The 21,891-nt window shown below is 62.0% G+C and carries 12 protein-coding genes; 9 read left to right on the top strand and 3 right to left on the bottom strand.

Annotation, left to right across the window (positions count from 1 at the left end; genetic code table 11):
• Positions 1 to 50: 50 nt before the first annotated feature.
• Genes E6G92_12465 through E6G92_12435 form a run of 7 tightly spaced genes read left to right on the top strand, consistent with a single transcriptional unit; the run spans position 51 to position 7,957 of the window.
• A complete protein-coding gene (locus tag E6G92_12465; GenBank protein TMJ20511.1) occupies positions 51 to 1,364 on the top strand; it encodes a radical SAM protein in 1,314 nt (437 codons plus the stop codon).
• The gene (locus E6G92_12460; protein ID TMJ20510.1) at positions 1,021 to 2,916 is read left to right on the top strand and encodes an ABC transporter substrate-binding protein; all 1,896 of its coding nucleotides are present in this window, start codon (positions 1,021 to 1,023) and stop codon (positions 2,914 to 2,916) included. The genes E6G92_12465 and E6G92_12460 overlap by 344 nt, the downstream gene beginning before the upstream one ends.
• A gap of 27 nt (positions 2,917 to 2,943) precedes the next feature.
• Entirely contained in the window at positions 2,944 to 4,932 is a 1,989-nt protein-coding gene (locus E6G92_12455; protein TMJ20509.1) for a sigma-54 factor interaction domain-containing protein, read from the top strand.
• A 10-nt stretch (positions 4,933 to 4,942) separates the two neighbouring features.
• On the top strand, positions 4,943 to 5,845 hold the full coding sequence (locus E6G92_12450) for an ABC transporter permease (GenBank protein TMJ20508.1): 903 nt from the start codon (positions 4,943 to 4,945) through the stop codon (positions 5,843 to 5,845).
• A 41-nt stretch (positions 5,846 to 5,886) separates the two neighbouring features.
• Positions 5,887 to 6,642: an ABC transporter permease subunit gene (locus E6G92_12445; protein ID TMJ20507.1), complete on the top strand. Its 756-nt coding sequence runs from the start codon at positions 5,887 to 5,889 to the stop codon at positions 6,640 to 6,642.
• On the top strand, positions 6,639 to 7,352 hold the full coding sequence (locus E6G92_12440) for an ATP-binding cassette domain-containing protein (protein ID TMJ20506.1): 714 nt from the start codon (positions 6,639 to 6,641) through the stop codon (positions 7,350 to 7,352). The genes E6G92_12445 and E6G92_12440 overlap by 4 nt, the downstream gene beginning before the upstream one ends.
• Entirely contained in the window at positions 7,346 to 7,957 is a 612-nt protein-coding gene (locus tag E6G92_12435; GenBank protein ID TMJ20505.1) for an ATP-binding cassette domain-containing protein, read from the top strand. The genes E6G92_12440 and E6G92_12435 overlap by 7 nt, the downstream gene beginning before the upstream one ends.
• A gap of 16 nt (positions 7,958 to 7,973) precedes the next feature.
• Here E6G92_12435 and E6G92_12430 read toward each other — a convergent pair whose 3' ends face one another.
• The 3 genes from E6G92_12430 to E6G92_12420 form a co-directional block, all read right to left on the bottom strand.
• Positions 7,974 to 9,341: a DUF4062 domain-containing protein gene (locus E6G92_12430; protein TMJ20504.1), complete on the bottom strand. Its 1,368-nt coding sequence runs from the start codon at positions 9,339 to 9,341 to the stop codon at positions 7,974 to 7,976.
• Positions 9,342 to 9,508: 167 nt separating this feature from the next.
• Positions 9,509 to 10,297 (bottom strand): hypothetical protein, encoded by a 789-nt coding sequence (locus E6G92_12425; GenBank protein ID TMJ20503.1) that lies wholly within the window; start codon positions 10,295 to 10,297, stop codon positions 9,509 to 9,511.
• Between the two features lie 75 nt (positions 10,298 to 10,372).
• A complete protein-coding gene (locus tag E6G92_12420) occupies positions 10,373 to 11,077 on the bottom strand; it encodes a hypothetical protein (GenBank protein ID TMJ20502.1) in 705 nt (234 codons plus the stop codon).
• 287 nt (positions 11,078 to 11,364) lie between these two features.
• Between E6G92_12420 and E6G92_12415 the strand changes: the two genes are divergently transcribed.
• On the top strand, positions 11,365 to 17,298 hold the full coding sequence (locus tag E6G92_12415) for a hypothetical protein (protein TMJ20501.1): 5,934 nt from the start codon (positions 11,365 to 11,367) through the stop codon (positions 17,296 to 17,298).
• 2 nt (positions 17,299 to 17,300) lie between these two features.
• Complete coding sequence (locus tag E6G92_12410) at positions 17,301 to 21,797, top strand: hypothetical protein (GenBank protein TMJ20500.1); 4,497 nt, start codon at positions 17,301 to 17,303, stop codon at positions 21,795 to 21,797.
• Positions 21,798 to 21,891: the final 94 nt, after the last annotated feature.

The raw sequence follows: 21,891 nt of genomic DNA, 5'->3' as shown, positions 1-21,891 counted from the left end.
TTGAGTGCCTTGTAGGACGCCGCTAAGCCTTCATTCAGGGGGAGGGTCTCATGATGGACCGATGCTCGTTGAAGGATGACATCATAGACCCACGCACCGTCATACCCCTTGCCAACTTCATGGGGCAGGCCGGCTTCGGATCTTTTGCGCCGGTCGGCGAGCGGCTCCGATCGTCTCCCGTGGGTGGCCCTCGGCACTATCTGGCCGTTGAGATCGGTGAGGCGTGCCAACTCAAATGCAGGCATTGCATTTATCATAGAGAAAAGTCGCGGAACCCTCGTCCGAACTCGCTCGTCCTCGACGAGGTTTACGAAACTACACATGACGGTTTCGATCCGATTTGGCTCACCTTCGCGGGCAAGGAATCGACGATCTACCCGCGCACGCTTGTCGAGGCGGCGACCCGGCTTCGTCGGCCCGACACGCTTAGTATCCTGATGACAAACGGCCTTTTGCTCAATGACGACTTGATTGATTCGCTGGCCAACCAGATCGACTTGTTCGATATCTCGCTGGACGGTCCCAAAGCGGCGCACGACTGGATGCGAGGCGCTGGTACCTACGAAAGAACGTGGGAACGGATCGAGGCTGTGTTGGAAAGGACCACCAGCCGCGTCGGCATCATCGCGACGGCGGTTCGAGGAGAGGTTGCGCCGGGCGTCCAGCAATACGAGCAAATTGGCCAGCTCGCTGCGGAAGTCGTTACAAAATGCGGTACATCCGGACGTGTCGTTCTGACCCTGTCGCTCTATTACGGACCGGTGGGTGATCCGATGTTGCTCCAGCCCGAGGATATCGCGGGACTGGTTCGGACGCTCGCAGCGACCGAATGTCCATCACGCGTGCTGGTAACCGCGAACTACGCTCACCAGTGGCCGGCGGTCGCCAAGCAGCTGGGACTGACGGACCGTAAGGTCGGCTACGATGTCGCGACCGGCTTACCGGTGGTCCGGTTCGGGAGCGTCAATTTGATTTTGTTCAACCTGACCGAGGTTCCGCAGGTCAGCGCCCGCGTGTCCAATGACGGACTGGTCTTCATCGGGTGCAACCACCTCGTCCTTGGCGACGCTGCCGCCGGCCACGCCGTCGGTGATCTTGCGGAGGAATCCTTGCAAGGGGTTTTCGACCGGCTGTCCGACGGGCGTCACACAATCTACGATAACTTCCGCGAACCACCTGCTGCGTGCAACGGGTGCCCGGTGTTCGATTCATGCCGCGCCGGTGATAGATTGTCGGGCCTGCTTTTCGACATGGGGGCGATCGATCCGTACTGCCCCAGGATTCATGGGCCCGCTCCGCGGGCGAACGTCGCACATGAAACGGCGAACCTCGGGACTGTGGAGGTTTCGGACGATGCCCACTAGGAGGTCAGTGATCCTTGGCGGGGCCGCGGCGGTTGGAGCGGCAGCCACGGGCTACTGGTTTCTTGGTAGACCCGGCGAACGACGGCAGGGTCCATTCCGGATAGGGTTGATCGGACGCGGAGAGATCACGAGCCTGGATCCAGCTCAGGCCGGAACCGAGTCCCCAATCAGCATGGTCTGGAACATCTTTGACCGGCTGGTGCAGCAAGGACCAGATGGCAGAGTTGAACCGCGGTTGGCTCGAGAATGGTCGGTTTCGCCTGATCGCCGGGAATGGCGATTCCGAATCCGTCAGGGCGTCACGTTCCATGCTGAAGGCACGAACGCAGCGAAATCGCTGACGCCTGCCGATGTGGCTGATTCATTGACGAGGGCCGTGCGGATCCCAGGGTATGCGCGGACGCTTCTAGTTGACATCCTCCAGGGGGCTGCTGAGCTGGTCGCGGGCCGGGCGCGATCGATCTCAGGCCTTCGCGTCGAAGGCGATACGGTTGTCTTCAGCCTTCTTAAGCCATTCAATTTCCTGCTTGATCGGCTGTCGACCTCATTCTTGAGCATTGTGCCGGCTGGCACTCCCGACGAAGGCGGTGCGGTACGAGGCACGGGCGCGTACGAACTTGTCTCTTTCGACAGAGCCGCCCAGACCGTCACACTCCGTCGCTATCCCGGCCACTGGGCGGAAGTGTCGGGGGATGCACCGGAGACGATCATCGTAAGAGGGATCTCGAGCGAGGCGCTGGGTGCCGCCGAGTTGCGCTCTGGCGGACTCGACTACGCGGAGTTCAACTCGAGTGCGCTTAGCGTCATGCGAGGTCAGGCTGGAGACCGCTACCGGATAGAGGAATATCCGCATACCGAGCTTCGCTTGATAGCTCTCAATCAGACCAGGGCTCCCTTCAACGGTCCTCACGGGCCGGCGTTAGGGAAGGCGCTGAATCTCGGCATCGATCGGAACGCTCTGGTCGCGCGCCTCGGAGGCGGCAGCGCATATGGCGGTCCCGTTCCTGTCCCCGGTTTCGAAGGAAAACAACTTATCTTGGACGGACCCCGCGCCCAGGCGTTGGTCGCGTCGGTTCCCCCTCCCGCTCGCGTCCTAGAGATGCTGGTCGAGCCAGTCGACGAGGCACGCATCATTGCGGAGCTCCTGGTTCGACAATGGGCACAGATCGGCCTTACGGTGACCCCGATATATGGGAGAGGCGACTTCTTCTCTGTGGCTGCCGCCGGCAATTACCAGATGGCTCTAGCATATTATGGGCCCTATGTGCCTTCTCCAGAGCAGTATTTATGGATGTACCGAGCGGCCGCCGCGCCGATTCCTAACGTCATGCGCTTCAACGACCCCGCCTTTGAGGCGGCGTTCGAGGAATATGTCACGGTCGACGGCGCCGGCCTTCAGCAGGCCGCCCTCGGCCGGGCTCTTGATGAGCTTTTGGACCGCGCGCCGACGGTGTGGATCCTGAAGCCACCAAGGCTGCGCGCTTCCACTTCGCCAATGACCCTGCCGCGCAGCGCCGGGTTGCCCATCTACGCGGGATTGCGTTGGAGCTAGGTTGGGGCTTCTTTGGGGGGGCAGAATATGGAAGAACCAGACCCGTTCCGATTTTCGGCTGAAGTTCTTTATCATTTCTCAATTGACCCGAGCGAAGTCAAATATGCATTGCGGGTGAATAAGGAATTTAAAGACGATGATGTTTTAGGGTTCTTCTCAAGCCCGAAGCCAGATTGGGCCACGCCACCCCCCTACATTGTAGGGATAGTTAGCGAGCTTATAAATCAAAGAGAAATTCCAAAGTATTTTCACTTTACTCTTCAATATGTAACTTCTGGTACAGGTTCCTCGAACAGGGATAATGTCGCAATATCTTATGACGTAGTATTCGCGGGGGAGAAGGCCTTGAGGAGCGCCACATTCGAGGTTTTATCTAAAGATGATTGCGAATTATTTTTTGAAAATCAATTACAACCTATTTTTGAAGAGGTATATCCTGACGGGGGAAATAAGGAAGTAAGCCCATGGATGCGAGCCGAATTCCCTTGGCTATACGCCGGGTTTATTGATCACGAAATCGAAATTATTGGCTATGAGAAAAGCCCGACGGGCGGAGTCATTCTAAAGTCTCGCTGCAGGACCACGTTCCGCCGGGCTCCGTACGGTGAATATGCAAGCACCTATATCCTCCCGCGCTTCCCAAAACCGAATGGTAATAAGATGTGGCCGGTAGCGCTCGCTTGCTACGAATTGGAGGTTAAGCCCCCAGAGGGACCTGCGGATAACGGAACTGCTGAGATTACGGATCGAAAGCTCTCGCCTATCATGCAGCAGAATCTCGAAGCGCTTGAACTTGGGATGAGCGTATCCACTCCGAAAATCGTTTTCATCCAAGGTGAGCCCGGGTCGGGCAAGGAGGGCTTTGCAACCGCAATTCACAGCGGCTCGCGAATCGACGAGAGGAAGGGCGGGCCAAAGTTCAGCGCTAGGTCGGTTGCCGGCATGAATTTGGATCAGTTCAAACGCGAGGTCCTAGGAGAGGAGAAGGACGGTGCCGTGATCCAAGGATTAATCGACAAATGCCGTGGTGGTACGATCTTTCTTGATGAATTCGACAAGTTAGGATCTGACGCTGACTCAACTTATGCCGAGCTGTTGCGGGTTTGGGAGTCCGGCGAATTTGTCCCCGTCAACGCACGGAGCGTCCGCGAGACTGACGGGATCAATTGGATCGTCGCTGGGGCGTTCACTTCGACGCGCTCTACATCCGACCTACCGCAGGATATCTGGAGCCGCTTTTCCACGCAGATTGCGATCCAGAACCCGATTTCGTCGCCCCTTGTGTCGGATGATCACTGCCCAAATTACATTCAGGGCCTGATCTTCAGTTTCATGCTCGGCCTTGGTCTTTCTAAGTGTAATCAGAAGGAAGGGTGGGAAAAGTCGCTGCAAGCTCTTTGCAGGCCCCGGTCGCGGATTGACCGTGCAGCGCACGATCTTTTGTTCACTCGGGGTCAAAACGTGAACGGCGAGCGGCTTCAGCCTTCAGCGCTCATGATTTGCGTTTCGGAGGGGCTCTCTCGTTACCTCGGGACATATTCGGTATTCTCGTTGCAGCTTCGAGCGAACGACAGGAATACTAAAGAGGCGAAATTTGAGGAATATTGTTTGCCCGGCCCCGGCCGTCCGTCTCTGGACGGGCCTTCCCCTCTGAACTCGGTCCTTCCCGTGGTGACCACGCCACCATGCAAAGATCGCTATTTGCCTCCGTTTGAGGTTGGGGGCATCGATCGATGCCACGATAGTGTTCGCGCCGTGCGTCAGGCCTGCCGGGTCGTCTTCGACCGCCTTTTCGAACTTCGTATTCAGAGAGCGGACGGCGTGGCCGACATTGGATCGGCACAAATTCGGAAGCTTATGAATGAGGCTTTCACCACGATCGATCTCACCCGGCGCGGCAACGGACTCGAACGGCTGCTGTGCCAAGAGGATCTTGGCAATTTACGATTTGGAGAAAAGGGTGTCTTGCCTGAACGGTTCTTGAGTCAGATCGCCCGGGCGGCGCAAGAAGTTTGACGGGAGACCAATGGGCACAGCTCGCATCTGGTTCACCGTCCTGGCGAGGGCGATCATAACGGCGCTTCTCGTCTATTTGGTCGTGTTCCTAGCCTTTGCAGTGCTACCGCTTAACCCCGCGCGAGCGGTTCTCGGTCCATTAGCCGACGAGAGCGCGGTCGCGGCGCTCAACGCGCGGTTCGGGTTCGACGCTCCCTTGCACGAACGGCTGGTGCTCGTCGCGTCGCGGATGCTGCAAGGCGATTTCGGCGTCTCGATCGTATTCGGCCAGCCGGTTGTGCCCTTGGTCGCCGGTGCGCTTTCCACAACGCTGGCGCGGCTGGCGGTTGCTGTACCCCTTGGATCCTTGGCAGCTTTGTGGCTGGTGCCGCGCATCGTTACCAACGATTGGCGCGCGGGGAGGTTCGGCCTCGTGGCTGCTGCGGCTATGCCAAGCTTTGTGCTGCTTGCTCTGCTGCTGATGGTGTTCGGATCGTTTCTTGCGTTTGCGCCCTCACAGGCGCGGGTGCTTTATGAGGGGCTAGCCATCTTCGTATCTGCGCTGGTGGTTATGGCGTCCGTTTCGCTCATCCTTTTGGATCGCTTGGATTTTCGCGCTGACCGCTCGCGTCAGGCCGACTTTCTGATGCTGATGCGGGCTCCGGCCGACCGAATGGTTTCGATCCTGATGCGCGGTGCAATGCCTTCGGTTCTGGCCGCCACAGCCAATAGCGTGGCGCCGGCCTTGACGGCGTTGACCTTTGCGGAGTTCGTATTCGGGCTTCCCGGTTTCGGCGTCATGTTCATGCGGGCCTGCGACAATGGCGATCTTGCGATCGTCGCATTTGGAAGCCTCGTCCTCGCAGTCATCCTCACCTTTGTGCAGGGTATCGCCGATGCGGTGGCCGCGCGGGCAGATCGGCGGCTCAATTGAGCGGGCGGAGGCTCCGCTCTCGCGCAGCCCTGCTCACTGCGATGGCCGCGATTTGCGCGACCCTGATCGCAGCTGCCTTATGGGTACCGGATCCCGGGACCGGAATTGAGACTATGCCGCTGGCTTCGCCGGGATGGCCGCATCTTCTCGGAACCGACCGGCTCGGACGGGATGTGGCGCACGTCACGTTGTCGGCGGCGGCTTACTCAGTGCTATGGGCCGCGGTCGTGCTGGTGGCCTCACTCCTGCTGGGTCTCCTCGCGGCGGTGATATCTGCAAGTTGGTGGAAGCGGTGGCCGGACACTGTGCTTCTTTCGTTTGCTGATGCGATCCGTAGCTTCCCTTCGCTCGTGCTTGCACTTTTGTTTTTTACCGCCGGAGCGCCGGTGAACCTGATCCTGATCCTCTACTTCTGGATTCCAGTCTGGCGGGTCGTGCGTAGTCAATTAGCAGCGCAGCGTGAGCGGCCTTATGTCTTCGTTGGGCAGTTGTCCGGACACAGTAAATTGCGGATGCTTGCGGTCCATGCGCTCCCCAACGCGCTGCGCGGTTTCAGTGCCATCGTCCTTCTGGTGTTCGTCGAAATCCTGTCGGTTCAGGCCGGACTGGAATTCCTCGGGTTCACGGTTCCTCTGAGCCGCCCGACACTAGGTAACGTGACTTCGGAAGCATTGCGGCTGGGAGGTGGTTTTGCGTGGGTCTGGCTTCCGGCTGCCTTGGTCGCCTCTACCATCGCGATCGGCTTGGTGCTGATTGCCCGGACGCGACTGGGCGGAGATAAGGGGGGGCTCGAATGAGCCGCCTATTCTCCATCCGCTGGCCAGAATTCGATATCGCCATGCGCGGACGCCAACTGGTGGTGCGGTACGAGCCGGGGATGGCCTGTTTCGATCGGTGTCTGGCCGTGGTCGGTCGCTCGGGTGCAGGCAAGTCGCTATTCGCCCGTGCGCTGGCAGGGCTACTCCCGAGCGGTCTTTTTGCGTCCAACGAGCCGACCTCGGAGCGTTGGCTACCGTCGGGCGGTTCCCTTCCGATAGCGCATGACGACATCGCCTATGTTCCTCAGTCGCCGGCTTCCGCTTTACCGTCCGCGATTACTTGCAGTGCGCTTTTGCGGGAAGTGATCAGGTGGAGTCATGGCGATCCATGCTCCCAGCCAGGTCCCGAGGATCACTTGGAAAGAGTGGGCCTCGATCCCGCGACGACGAGCAATCTTCACGCGTCCCAGCTCAGTGGGGGCATGGCGCAGAGATTTGCGATCTGCCTTGCGGTCGCCCGACAGCCGCATCTTCTTGTGGTTGACGAGCCAACTGTCGGCCTCGATGCCGACGCTGCACGGCGGATGCTGGAGCTGATAAGATCACTGCCGAAGGACGGCCAAATGGGAGTTATTCTTGTGACCCATGATAGGCGCGCCACGGGAATCGCGGATGGCCACCTGTTGGTGGAGCGGCACGGCACGACGGTATCGCTAAAGAACGGCGAGAGCGGAAAGCTGGAATGGTAGAGCTGCTGCGACTGGAGTCGTGCAGCATTACTCGGGAGGGCCGTTTGCTCCCTGTGATGCGGGATATTTCCTTGGCGGTGAATGAGGGCGAACGCCTCTTGATCAGTGGTGCCTCCGGCGTCGGAAAAACGACCTTGGCCCTACTGATCGCGGGGCTACTCAAACCGAGCGCTGGGCGAAGGATTCAGCTGCCGCCTATGCACCAACAACCCGCGCCGATCCGAATGATCTTTCAAGATCCGTTCGCCAGCATGAACCCCCGCTGGAAAGTACGCGACTGGCTGAAAGACAATCGCGCTCTCCCGGCCGACCTTAGGCCCGCCCTTGACCTATGCGATCAATTGGAATTGCATCCCGACCTCTTGGAGAAGCGTCCGTTGGAGCTGTCGGGAGGCGAGTGCCAGCGCTTCAATCTGATTGGCGCGATGTTGGGCAATCCGCTGTTGCTGATCCTCGACGAGGCGACGTCGATGGTCGATAAGCAGACCGCCCTGGCCATGCAACGGCTGGTAGAGAAGCGTCGGGCGGATTCTGGGATGGCTGTTGTCGCCATCGAACACGACGCCGTTGTTTCCTCGGGTCAGCTGAATATCCAGGCCGGTTGAATAGCGGGCGCCTGCATCAGGGTCCTTTTCGTCCAACAACAATATCATATTTCCAGTTGGCGGCAGGGCCCTCCATCGCGCGGTAGACCGTGGTCGCGAACCCGGCGACCGCCATTCGGCGGCCGAGTTTCTCGACGGGAAGGGGATAGTAAGGGACCACGGCGGTTTGCGGCATCAGGCCTTCGCCGTGGACCGTAAGAACGATCAGGGCGCGGGGGACCTTTACCGGGAAGGCGGGATCGACGTCGTAGTGGAGCATCGTGTGGAACCGCACGTTGTCCAGCCCGGGGACCTGGCAATGTTCCTCCCGGGCTGTCCGGATTACCCAGTCCGGCGCCAGGTATCGCAGCTCCTTGTAGAGCGGCACGCCCTCGATTTCCCCCGCCCTGATGCACCGCTTGGTGTCGATGATCAGCAACCCGCCCGGCTTTAACAGGGCCCTGAAATTAGCCAACGCCGCGTCCATGTACTCGGCGATGGGCGGGACGTGGCAAAAAGAATTCGCGGTGTTCAACAGGACGTCGAACTCCGCGTTGCCGAAGTGCTTTTCGTAGCCCTCGGAGTCGGTCCAGTTTATCGGGTCACGGACTATCCCGCTCGGGTCTATGCCGTGGCCCTCGCAGTTCCTGGTGGCCTTCGCCAGCATCTTCCCGGAGCCGTCGCATCCCCTGATATCGTAGCCACCCCTCTTGAAGGAGACGTAGGTATTCCCCGTCCCGCACGCGGTATCTAGTATCTTGATGTTCGACGGGTTTGCCTTGGTAGAGTCCGAGTGCTTCGAGACGAGGGCGCGCAGTGTCTCGAACGGCTCCCTGTTGCACCAGTGGTCCTTGTACCAGTGATCGTACCACTCTGCGATGGAATCGTACGCCGACTCCCGGTGCCTCGCCGCGGCTTCCTCCTGGATTTCCTGCCCGCCTTCGCGGACGTCGTAGTCCCCGCCGTAGAGGTCGATCATGATCTTCATCGCGAGGTCGGGTGGCGTTGTGAACCAGGCGGGCGTAACTTGCTCGGCTAGGCGCTGCTTGAACGCGGCGAGGGCGGCGTGGTCTGGACCGACATCGAAGTACCTGGGCGGGATGGGCTGCTCGTCGTCGATGAAATAGGCGTGGACCGGGAGCCCGAGTTCCAGGGCGTGGTTGACCTCGTGTTCGGTGAACGAGATGTCGCTCCCCGGGGGGCGCGACCCGTAGCGGTGCCCGACCAGGCAAACGACGACGTCGGAGGCCTTGACCTGCTGGAGGCAAAAATCGAGGGTCTTTCGGGGAGACGACCCGAAGAACTCCATGCCCTTGTAGACTTCCTCGCACCGGGTGAGGGCGCGCAAGACGTGCTCGCGGTAATCGATCAAGTCGTCGAACGTACTCGACACGAATACCTTCATGGCGCCCCCTCCTTCTTGGTCTCTCGAACGACCCGCGTCTTGGCTTAACACGCGGGGCCTGGCCGTGCACTCGTGGAGTCCTAGGGGGCCGTTCCCGGCACCGGCGCCGGCCTGCCCGGGCGGTGCCCCGGTTTTACATAACGTTCATTCGCGGACCTGCCGGCCGGTCAGGGAGTACGGGCGTGAAGTCTTGTGAGCAGAGCGGCCGCTTGAGGGTTCTCGACAACATAGGCCTCGAAGGGAGTTCGCAACTCAGAGATCAGAACGTCAGTCGGTCGCGGGCCTTCGAAAAAGTCGATGTGCCGTCCTTTTATCGCGCCTCCGGTGTCCACTGCCATAACGTAACCATCGTGAGACGCGATCCGGCCATCCGGCATTGTAATTCGGGCACCTCTCAATCTTGGGATGAAGATCACTTGACCCAATCGCAACGGTGCTGCCGCCGCCAGATCGATGGCAATCGAGCGATAGGGGACTAGGCGATAGGACGATCGTGCGCCAAGCCCATAAGGCGCATCCGCGGGCGTCGGCGCAAACACGGAGTGTTCCACGGCCGAGCGAAGGTCCGGGTTCATGCTCCTGAATACATCGCTACAATCTGCCACGCGCGTGGGTCCCCGGCCGGCATAGGCATAGCCGCGTTGGCCACCGGCACGAACATTGACCGTCAAAGACCCTTCAACCGCCGCGAGACACCAGATGCGGCGCGGAATGCGCAACCCCAGTGACGCGCCACCTCGTCCGAGCAACCACGGGTCTCCAGAATGCACGCTTTCCTCAGCACCTTGCACGATATAGGCGGTCGCATAGAGCTGTATAGAATTTGGCAAGGTCTCGGGTGCCCGAAGGCTAAAGGTGTCTCCATTGTCCGTCTGCGCCGCTGTCGACGACTCAACAATTAGAGAAATTGCCATAAGGGCGATCTTGAGAGCGCTTCGGCTGTTCTGAGTAAACATTTACACTCCAAGTATTTATTCGGGTGATTACGTCGACACTTTCGGAAACGCGATAAGGGACGGGAATAGCTGCATCTAGACCAACTGTTCAGTGGAGCCGCAAACAGTGCAAGTTTGATCGGAGGCGTGCTTGACGTTGGCGAAGCCAAAAAAGGCGACCGGATCTTCACGCACAGTGGTCGCGGCAACCATCAATTCGAGATGGAGATGGTCTTCTATCGCAATCTTCCCTCCGCATTTGTAGGTACGGTGGCATGCGCCGGCGACGCCGGCATTGCCGCTGCAACCGGGATAACCGATCTCGGCACCGGCATTGACCGCCTTTACCCCTTGGAACGCGCTCCTGGCGTCGAGGTGGGCGTAAACTGCGATGTACGTGATGTTATTGCGTTTGAAGTAGAGATAGATGTGGTTGCCCCATCCTTGAGGGTCGTTGATCGGATTGTACTGGATTGACCCGGACGTCACCGCGACGATTCTGGTGCTGCGGTAGCTCCATAGATCGGCGCCCTTGTGCGGGCCATCTGGACGGGGCCCGCCGAACAGGCTCTGCTTCGGGCACCATCGGCTCTGTGCAGTGCCGGAAACATGATACCAGCCGCGATATGCCCGTTCGTCGCCATTCAGCGGAAAGACGTCCGTCGTGGGCGGCGCTTCAGGCTGTGTGTCCAGCGATGCAATGATTTCGCGATCGAAGGACCGACAGAGTTCTTCGCTGGACATCGCGAGCGCGGCACGGAACTTGTCATCGCTCATTGTCATCCTCCCCGTTGCGGCCATGATTACCTCGCCCGAATGTACGTCAAGAATCGACGCAATTCCAGAAAGGCTTCGGTTTCAGCTTGACAGGCTATTTGGCTTCTGGGCCTTCTTATGGTTCCGAATGGAAGGAGCAATGAGTCGGCCGGGCAGCCTTGTCTTCTTTCAGTCAAGCTGTTTCGCATGAAATCATGCGCTGATAAATATTTTCCCGAGTAACTAGTGTAGCCGCGTGACCTCGACAGTCAGGTCCGTTTAGGTCTTGCTGACGGCGTAAGTATTCTCAATTCGGACCAGGACCAGATGGCATGCCAGAAGGTGATCTGCCGACACCAACACTGTCGAACGAGCGCTTGGTCATTCATGCTCGTAACGGTAACGAGTCGCCCGACGAGACGTTCTGGGTTGCGAACGCGAAATGGGGTGATGGCGCGAACGCGGAACTTGGAGTCGTCATCGTTGCGCGCCGCCACACCAGCCTTATCGATCTCAAGCTGAGCCTGATCGGCTACCGATACGCGAAGCCGGACCCGCCGGGCCCGCAGCCGAGCCCCATCCCGCGCACACCAACGCTCGTACGCAAGCCTGGTCGACATATCCTGATCGTCGAGTTCCCGCCGCAACACATCGCCGAACGGATCGAAAGGGATGTCGGCGATGACGAGGTGCATTCGCCGGCTCCCGCACGGCTCTCCGGACCGTCCCGGCTGGTGTTCGAAATTCCCAGGGTGGCCGAGTGGAATCCGGTCATGTTGGAGCTCGCAGCCCTGACGGACTGGTCGAGGCTGACCCCCCTTGTCCATCCTCGGGCGGCGGGCGGCATCGGCACCGAAGTCGACCGGCAGCTTGCCGCTGTCTTCGGATCGGCCAGCGGCGGCGACGCGCTGACGTTCGAGGCCGTGACCGCGAAGATTGCCGAGAAGCTCCTCGCGCCTGCAGCCACCGAAACCGCGCTCGAACTCGCCGGGCGGCTGCTTTTCTCGCCGTCCGAAGGCGGCCGGTGGCTCCGCTCCGAAGTTGGTCCGGCAGAGTGGGCGACCGTCTCGGGCGCGCAGCGGGCGAGCGCCCCGCTCTGGACGGTCCGGCTGAACGACAGCGGCCGCAAGTCGGTCCGCGCGATCTGGTCGACCCAATTTAAGGAAGGAGGCTTCCCCGCCGGGCTCGCCGCCAAGGACAAAGACCATTCCGGGCCGGTCACGACCGAGCATCCCAATGGGACGCCAATGCTTTCGCTGGCGCCGCTGGATCATTGGGAGATCGTCGGCCAGACGTCGGTCTACGCATTGCCGGCCCTGCGCCGCATCGAGCGGGAGGGAACAGGCGCGATACCGGCCGGGCAAGGGCCCGCCGGTCTCGAGGCGGCGCCCAAAGGCAATGTAATTCGGCCTGACCGCGACATCCTCTACCTGCGCCAAATTGATTGCGCGGAAGGCTTCACCGAGCGGGACACCGGGATCGCCATTGCCACCCCGTTCCGCGACGCCAATGTCTCCCTTAGCACACTCGGCGGCATTGTTACCGCTGAATGGAAGGGCGAGCCGGCGCGGCTACTGCCACGCGCGCTCGCGACGTTCCCCGGCGAAGACAAATGCGGCCCTGGATGCGCCAAGCGCCGACCGTGGGAGGGTTTCTCGCTTGAGCGGCTTTTCCAGCAGGGCTGGCTCGGCCGCGACAGCCGGGTGGTCGCGGTCTACAAGGGCTTCCTGTTTCCGCTCGGCATCCGTGCGTCGTACACGATTGTGCATGAGCGTCAGATCCACATCGATCGGACGCGGGGGCCGGTGTCTTTCCTGGTCCGGCGCGAATTCATTGTCTCGCCGCCACGCCGCCGCCCCTATCCTGGACCCTATCATCCTTTCGACGCGCGCGGCTTCCCGGTGGCCGGGATACGTATGAAGACGCTGGTGACTCCGGATCTGGTCTGCGAGGACGTCTCTCAGCCGGCGATCGAACCGGGAAACATTTTCTGGCCGCGCGTCAGGCAGCAGGACGGAAGCATTGCAGACTTCCAGTTCGAATGGGCCACCGACGATGTCGAATCTGTAAAGTCCCCACTGATCTTCGTGCGCAACGATGCGCTCAGCCTGCCCAAAGCGATGGACGATCTCGTCAGGGCCTATTTGCGCGAAGGGACACGCCGCACTGCCAGCTTCGGCGGGGCGCGCCAGCGCTACGGCGTCGCCCTGAAGGCCGGGGACACGAGCTACGACACGGACAGTTGGCTGCTCGGCGTGAGCGGGCGGACCGACGGGTCGGACGACATCGACGAGCGGTTCCGGATCGACGGACGGATGGAAGGCGCCGACCAGCCGCCTTTCTATCCCTTCGTCGATAAAGCGACGGTCGGCATCCAGAGTGTCGATCGGCTGCTGGGGACGCCGCAAGGGCGCTACGACATCCTCTTCGACGAGGATTATCTAAAGCGCGGTTTCGAGGGGCCGGACATCTATCTCCGCCTCGCCGGGGCGGGCGCGGCGATGGACGCGACCAAGAAGACCGAAGCAACCGGCGGTCTTTCCAACCAGAACGTGCAGATTGGCGGCCTCTCGCGACTGACGGGCCCGGTGGGAGGAACCAAGACGACGACGTTGACCGGCGACGCCGTGGTCGACATCAGCGCCGCGAAGCAGGGGCAGTTCGACCCGGCATCGTTTTTCGGCAATCTCAACCTGCTCGGCATTCTCAACCTTGCCAAGATGCTGCCGAAGACGACGAATTTCGCGAACGACGCACCACATCTGCTGGAAACATTCGATTTCGGCGTCGAAGAGGCGGGGCTCGCCCGCCTCAGAGCCGCGGCGCGCGAGGCGAGGCGGGTCTTCTACGAAACAGGGCTCGATCAGCGGCTGCTCGAATGGATCCGCGATCCTCTGCCGGGAACGGACCTCAAGGTCGTTGAACTCTATCCGGTGCTGGTTGGCGCGATACGGGACCTCGTGGCGGGTCTGAAGGCTCAACTTCTGGCGATCGAGGGACTTCCCGATTCGGGCGGCGTCGGCGGCGTGATCTCGCATGCCAAAGCCATCTTGGATCTGGCGCAACCGGCGATCCGGGAGCTCGAGCGGATCCTCGGCGATCCGGTGCCCGAGCAGCTGAAGCTCATCTTCGAGCGCCTGCGCGCCGTCCCCAAGGCGATGCTGGACGAGGTGAGGAATCAGCTGACCGGCCTGGCCCGGGCGTTGGCGGAGGCCGCGAAAACATGGTTCAAGGACGCCTTCTGCACCGCCGTCGAGCAGCAGCAGCTCGGCGGCGTGCTGTTCGGCAAGCCGCTGACCTGCGCCGACCTCGCTAATCCGGCCGCCGCGCTCGACCGCGTCGCCGACAGCCTGCTCGCCAAGGCGATCGCCGAGCCGGTCGCGGAGCTTATCAGCGCGCTGCTGCTCTGGCTCGAGCCCGCCAAGGCGCTGCTGGCCCTGCGCGGCACGCAAGCCGAAGCGCTGATCGTGGCACGGCTGCAGGAGGCGGTGGAGATCGTCGCGGCGCGGCTCAAGGCGCCCGTTTCGGGCGACGACGCCGACATCCGGGATCCGCGACGTCAGCAGCAATTCGTCGAGGCGATCCGCGGCGACTTGGATCGGCTGCTCACGCCTTCGGAGGTCACGATCGAGGCGGTGGCCGCGCATGCGAAGACGCGCAAGGTGGCGCTTGAGGCGTGGGTTGCGGCCGGGCTCCGTGAGCAGGTCGACCGGCTGAAAACGGCGCTCCGGCCGATCGACGCGGGTGAGTTGGATGCGCTGTTCGAGGCCGTGCGGAACTCGCTGCTGGGCGATCTTGAACGCGCGCTCGTCCATCCGCTGATCGCGAAGGTTGAGATATTCAAGTCGGCCGTGGCAATGGTCGCGGAGGCGGTCGCGACCGGCGCAGCGGCCCACGGGCTCCTCGCCTATCTGGTCGATCTTGCCGCCAAGGCGACGGACCTGATCGACAAGGCCGGGACCTTCGCCGCGATTTGCGCGAAACGGACACAAACCTGCCAGTATCTCAACAGCGCCGCGAAGGCGCTGACCGAGGGACTGACCGGGCCGATCGGCGACGCGAGGAACCAAATCGACCTGCTGATCGCCGCCGCGCGAGGTATCGCGCCGTCCGGCACCAATGCCAGCGCGATCGCCAAGGCCCGCGCCGCGGTGATCTTGGAAGCGGAAGCGCTCAAGGCCCGGCTTTACGCCTTCCCCAATGCTGGCGCCTTCGATTTCTGCGCGGACGCATCCGAAGCCTCGATCCTCCAGGTTCAGGCCTATGCCGATTTGCGCCGCGAAGCGGTGGCCGCGCTGGGCCGCATCGCTGGCATGGCCCGCGACCTCGAGGGTTGGCTGGGCGCCAGCGACGCCGCCGTCAAGAAGATCGTCGAAAACAGCGCGAAGCTCTATCTGGGCGCGGCCGGAGTCGCGCTGACCGGCGTAGGCCAGAATTGGTCAGGGACGATCAGGACCGCGCTCGACACGGTCGGTGCGCTGATCGAGCCTATCCGCGCCGACTATACGGCCGATCTCGTGGCTGGATTCAATGAGGCGAAGAGGGCGGCGGACCAAATGCGGTCGCTGCTTTCGGACACGTCGCTGACCGCAGAGACACTGCACCAGGCGGCGGTGAAGGGAAACGGTCTCGTAGCCGCTCTCGATCGCAGTCTCACTGGCCCGCTGCTCCAGTCGGTCGCACTGAGCGAGGCACTGACCGCCACCGTCGGCACCGCCGCATCCAAGCTGGTCAAGAGCTTCGCACTCACCGCCGCCAAGCCGCTTCTGCTCGTCTACGACGCGCTGGCGGACGCGTTCCAGAAGCTGCACGAACTCGTTCCCGATCAGAGCCTGACCGACAAGCTGCTCCGCTTCGCGATGGGGATGACCTCTGGAAGCCCATCTCAGCAATTCGCGGCCATCGAGAGCAAGCTGCGAGCGGAGGCAGCAACGATCCGCGGCCTCGAGACGCTATCCGCCCCGGATGCGCTGGAGGCGATCCGGACGCTGGCCAAGAAGTTCCGGGATAAAGACGATGCCCTTCACGCCGCGGTCCCCGCAATCAATGCGCTGGCCATGGTGAACTTCGGCCAGAGCTTCATCGCCGGCATTCGCGAGGAGCTGGACCGGCTGCTCGAGCAGTTGCAGGGCCTGGTCCGTCAGTTCGTCCCGACCGCGGTGACGACCAGTTACGAGTGGGGCACGCAGGTGCCGCCCTTCCCGAACGCCACCGACCCAATCTTCCAGATGGCCGGGGAGCGGACTCTAAGGCCGGTCGATGCGCCTCCGGATCTGAAACTGAAGGGCACGTTCGGCGCCAATTTCGTAACCAGGCAGTCCTCGGCCCTCATTACCGGCGTCCTGCAGCCGTTCGAGATCATTCTCGTTGGCAAGAAATGGCATATGGCGACGATCACCTTCTCCGAGGCGAGGTTCGTCTCCGAGAATGGCGGGGCGCCGCGGTTCGACCTTACCGTCGATGACGTCGTCATTGGCGACTATCTCAAATTCGTCCAGGCGCTCCAGCAATGGCTGTCGCCGGCAGGCAGCGGTCTTTATGTGAAGCCGATCTTCGGCCCGCCGGGGATCGAGGTCGGCTATGTCTACGATGCCGGCATCATCCAGGTCGGTACGCTGCAGTTCATCAACGTCGCCTTCAAGATCGCAGCCAGGCTTTATTTCGGCGGCAAGAAGGCGGAGTTCAGCTTTGCACTCGGCAGCCCCGAATATCCGGTGCTGGTCGCCAATCCGCCTTATGGCGGCGGAGGCTGGATCGAGCTGACCTGCGACGCCAAGGGCGTCACCGGGATGGACGTCTCGATCGTGTTCGGCGGCGTCGCGGCATTGAAGTTCGGGCCGCTCAACGCCCAGGGCCGCGTCGTCGCCGGCATCCAGGTCACGACCAAGGACGTCGAAGATGTCGGCCCCGAGCCGCATGACACGCGCAAGGCGATGACCTTCGTCGCGATCTTCGAAGCGGTCGGCGAGGGCAGCATCGCCTGCTTCTCCATCTCGGTCAGCATCCGGATCACGCTGACCCAGCGCCTGGGCGGCTCGCTTTATGGGCGCACCGAATACCGCTTCTCGTTCAAGGTCGGCCAGTTCTTTGAGATCAGCTACCGGGTATCGGCCAGCTACCAGCTTTCGAACGGCGGCGGCGGCGGCGGAGGCGAGGTTGGCGTTGTCGCGGGAACGAGCGGCATTGTCCAACGAGCCGACGTCCCGAGAAAGGCCACGGAATGGAAGAAATACCATCCTCGCTTCCGACTTGATCTGGCAGCTTAACTATGCCCGATCAAAAAGTCAGCGCCCGGCTCCTGGCCATTCCCGACGGGATCGACTCCGCGGGGCTCATGATGACTGTTCAGGTCATGCCTTGGCACGACGACGCAATCGCCGGCACGATCGAGCTCGCCGACTGGCCGGCAAGGATCGCCGATTTCGGCGCGCGGATGCGCGTTTCCGTCGTCGACATCAGCGCGGCGCCACCGACAGCTTCGATCCGACATGAGCCGGCCGCCTCGATGCTGACCACTTTTCTCCAAGGCGATCATCCGCAGAATCCCGATTTGCCGTCGATGAAGCGCTTCGAGGCGGTCACGCGGCTGTGGAAGCGCATCTTCGCGACCCCCGGCTTCGCAATCCTCCATAAGGCGCTCCACAAGGACACGAACGCGCTCAACCCCGCCGCGCCGGACAGCGCAACCGGGATCCCGCCCGATCCCGGCTTTCGCACATCGCGCACCTCCGATTTGTCGGTGCTGCTCGATGCCATCGAGGCGATTGGTGCTGGTGTCTCAGCTCCCGGCGGCAGCGCCCGAGCCAAAGAGATCCTGCGCGCGTGGCTGGGGCCGGATCCCGCCGCGGCGGTCGCGGTCGCGCCGGCGCCCGACGCCGACTATTTCGCGGAACATGCCCGGTCTCTGCGCGATATCGAATTGATATCGGCGGGATTGCGGTCCGCGTTCGCTGATCCGGCGGTCCCCCTAGACTTCGGAACCTCACTCGCGGCGACACGGACGATGCTGGCTGAATTCGCTGCCGCAACCGAGCCCGAGGTGCCGCCCTTCCCGGAGACACTGACTGACCCCGACCCGCCGGCGATCCTCGAGATCGAAACCTGCAAGCGCAAGCTGGGCGCGATCGCGGCCATTCCCACCCTGGCTCATTATTTCGGGCTCGCGATTCAGCTCACGATCCCGGTCGGCGCGCTTGGCGGGCGCACGCAAGGCATGCTTCGCGCCGAGTTCGTCGATGCGGGCGGCAACCCGCTCGCAGGCCAAGCCTCGGCATGGACGGCATTTGATTTCCGCCCGGCCGCCAGTCTGTTCGCACCGCTCGACGGGCCGATCTCCGCCACCGAGGATCCCGGCATCCACCCCTATCGTGAAGGCTTCTTGAAGCTGAACGCACAGATCCAGACAAAGGATGGCCACGGCACCACCGTCGACCGCTTCCGCGTCGACAGTTGCGACGTGGTCAATACGTTCCACCGGCTGCAAGCGGCGCTGGCGCGCCCGGAAACTGCGGAGGGCGGAGACTGGCGGGGAATCGACAAGCTCCGGCGCGGCATCGCGCTCTTCGACCGCTATCAAAAGCCGGCTCTGCGTGAAAATTACGAGCGCCGGCGGGCGGCCGAGGCGCAGGCGGCGGCCGGCGCCGAGATCGTCTATCTGCGCGATCTGCTGGTTGGTCTGCGGCCCGATATCGGCGTCGCCCAATCCGGGATCGGCTCCCTGACGCTCGACCAGACGAAGTGGTGCGCGCTCACCTATCGCAAGATCGTCTGCAAGGACGAAGTGGAAAAGCTTCTCGACCCCGTCTTCTACAACGAGCCGGCGATTAAGCGCATCGCTCATCACGACCATGGCATGACCATGGTTCCGGAACGCATCAAGCCGACCAAGGCGGCGGACGGCAGGCCCAACCTCGACCTGATCAAGGAAGAGGAGCTGGTGACCTGGGCGGGGGAATCGCTGGCCCTCGCGCCCGGCAATCCCGACGGCATATCCGTCGATCCGAATCTCCATCTCGGCCTCACCATCGACTACACCTTTCCGGAAGGGGATGAGGCGCTGCTGCCGCCGCTGCGCGAAGATCGCGGCTATGTGTTCGGAGCGCGGCTGGTCTTCCCCAACGGCGTTAGCCGGACCTTCGCCGATGCGAAGTCCAAATACAGCAGCAGCAGCGATGTCGACCTACTGATTGGCAGGAACAAAAAGCCCTATCCATTCCCAGCGGAGACGATCCCGCCGCCGCTCGTCTTGCTGGACGCGCAAGATCCCTTGGTGGTCGCGCCGGACGCCGGCAAGCTGCATGGCGAGACGAGCGACCGACTGGTGGTTCGCGATGCCGGGCCGCTCGCGCGGGAGCGGACGATCAGGCTGATGTTGCCGCCACGGGTGAGTTTCGACCGTGCCGAGAGCGAACGTCAGTTCGACAACCGGATGCAGCGGCGCGAGGACAGGCCCATCGGCGCGTTCATGGACAAGGTCCATATCCGCAGGTCGAAGGACGATGGCGCCTTTCCCGAAGCCAGGCTCGGGTCGATCTGGTATGTCGAGGGCGCGAAGGACAACGTTCCCGGCAACGACGTGTGGACCAACGCCAACGACACAACGCAGCACAAGCCGGTGCCGCTCCCCAAGGACTCCCAGTCGCGCGGCAAGGTCGCATTGCTGTCCGCCCAAGCGTCCGTGAGCGATGGGCGCTATTATGCGAGCCGGCACGCGGGCACCGCCGTTGCCACTTTGCGGCCGGCGACTGTCCCCAAACCGACCGTCGCCGCGGCCGAGGTGGAGACCAGAATTGCCTTCTGGGGCGGGGCGGGCGGGCCCAATGATGCGCTGCCAGTGGTCATTGAACTGGTCCGTTCCGCCACCCCTGGCGCAAGCTTCAATCTGGCGCCCTTCAAACAGGTAAAAGTCGGCAGCGTCCGCCTGCCGCATTTGCGCGTGGACGTCGGCCCGGCCCAAGTGGTCAGTCTGGAGATTCGCGCGGAAGCGGCCCCGCTGGACGCGAAGAGCAGCACGGTCTTGCTCGTCAATGCATGCCGGCAGCCCCTACGGGCGCCGACGATCCGCTATGCGAGCCGCGAACCGCCGATCGACAAGGCACTCGGTTTTAACGCCCTCACAGTCACAGTTCGCGACCCCGATCAGGATGCGCAGCAGACTGGCCTGCCGACCTGGGCCGAGATCGTGGACGGGTATGAGCATCTCAAGCCCCCGCCGGACCCGCCCCCGCCAGCTAAGGATATGCTCGAGTGGCCGAGCAGCGAGGGCGGCAGCGTTACCTTCTTCGTCGGCCGCGTGCTGATCGACCGCAAATCGACTGGCTCGCTCCGCTGTGAGGCGACTTGGGACGAATATGACGAGCAACGCGTGACGCGCCTGAACGACCTGACTTGGACGGAGCGTGCCAAGACCGGGGCAGACGAGTTGTTCTCCTTCGAGGTCGAGGAAGCGGGTCCGCCCAATTGGGTGGACCTCCTGCGCAAGGGTACGGAGACGACGGGAGAGTTGCGCCAACTATTCCGCAAGTTTCCAGGCGACCGCGTGCGGGCTCGACGGCTGCGGCTGAGCCTTGTCGCCACCTCTCGGTTCGCCTCTTTCTTCTACGGAAAGGATGCCACCCTAGCAGAACGCCGCGCCTGCGAAGCTCAGGTCGCGACCGGCGACCGGCCCGAACTGTGGACCGAATGCACCTTCCGGCCACCGCCGCCTAGGATCGATCGCGTGGTTCCCATTTTCGACTGGGAAGCGAAAAGCGATTGGACGAGACGGACTGCGACGAGGCTGCGCCTCTACCTCGACGAAGGCTGGTACGCCTCGGGAGAGGGCGAACAGTTGGCAATCGTGCTGTCGATGGCGCCCCCGATTGACTGGTCGAGCACGTCCTCGCCGCTGCCGGTGAGGATCCTCAGCTCGATCTGGCGCAACTTGAGCAAGTGGATATTCCTGCAGAGGGGGACGAGGATAGCGCCGCCATCGCCTTACGAGAGTTTTCTCTCGCGTTCCGGCGTGGACCCGATTCGGCCAGGGGGCCGAGAACGCTCTTATTTAAAGGCGGAGGATTTTCCGTCCGCCCCGCCGCTGCCCAGCCCCCTACTGCTCTTCCTCAGCGACGATTCCGCCGACGGGATTCGCGCGCGGCAGGGGAAGCTCGCGGACACGAAAGCCGGGCTGCCGGTCACCGTGCTGCCGCTAGTCCCCAAGGCCGACGAAAACGGGGCCCTCTATTGCGAAGTTGAGATCGCGCCGTCGAGCGCCTATACCCCGTTCGTCCAGCTCGGCTTGGCTCGGTACCAGCCGCATGCCGTGGAGCATCTTAAACTGTCGCCGCCGATCCAGTTGGAAGTGCAGTTGCTGCCGTCCCGCGAAATCAATATCGGTGGCTCGGGTACAAATCGCATCTTTAACATGTCGGGCCCCGGATACGGACCAGTGGGAATGGGGCTCGAGGCTAGCCGCTCGACGGTCGACTTGCGACTGGTACAATGGGATGAAGCTGAGAAGGAATGGATTGCATCTCCCATCCTTAGCCCCACCGTCCACCTCGAGGTCGAACCGACCTCTTATGCGTCGAACCAGTTCACTTGGCGCACGCCGATCCGTCTGCCGTTTATTGATGACGCTCGCCGCGTGGCGCTGTTGGTGGAAGAATTCGAGCACCTTCCCGCCGAGAAGCCGACGGCTGAGATCAAGGACGGCTTGGTCGTGTTCCGTCCGACGACACACAAGCGGCTGGTTTTTTCCTATCTCCAGCGAATTCGGCGTCCATGACCGACCGTCTCCGATTCCATTCCCCCGTCAGATTTGTCGATGCTCCATGTGTTTCCGGTGGAGACGAGTTCGCATAAGACTGGTTCCACCGCCA

The organism is Alphaproteobacteria bacterium, from assembly GCA_005883305.1.
GTDB lineage: Bacteria > Pseudomonadota > Alphaproteobacteria > Sphingomonadales > Sphingomonadaceae > Allosphingosinicella.
This window is presented reverse-complemented; position numbering and strand designations above follow the sequence as displayed.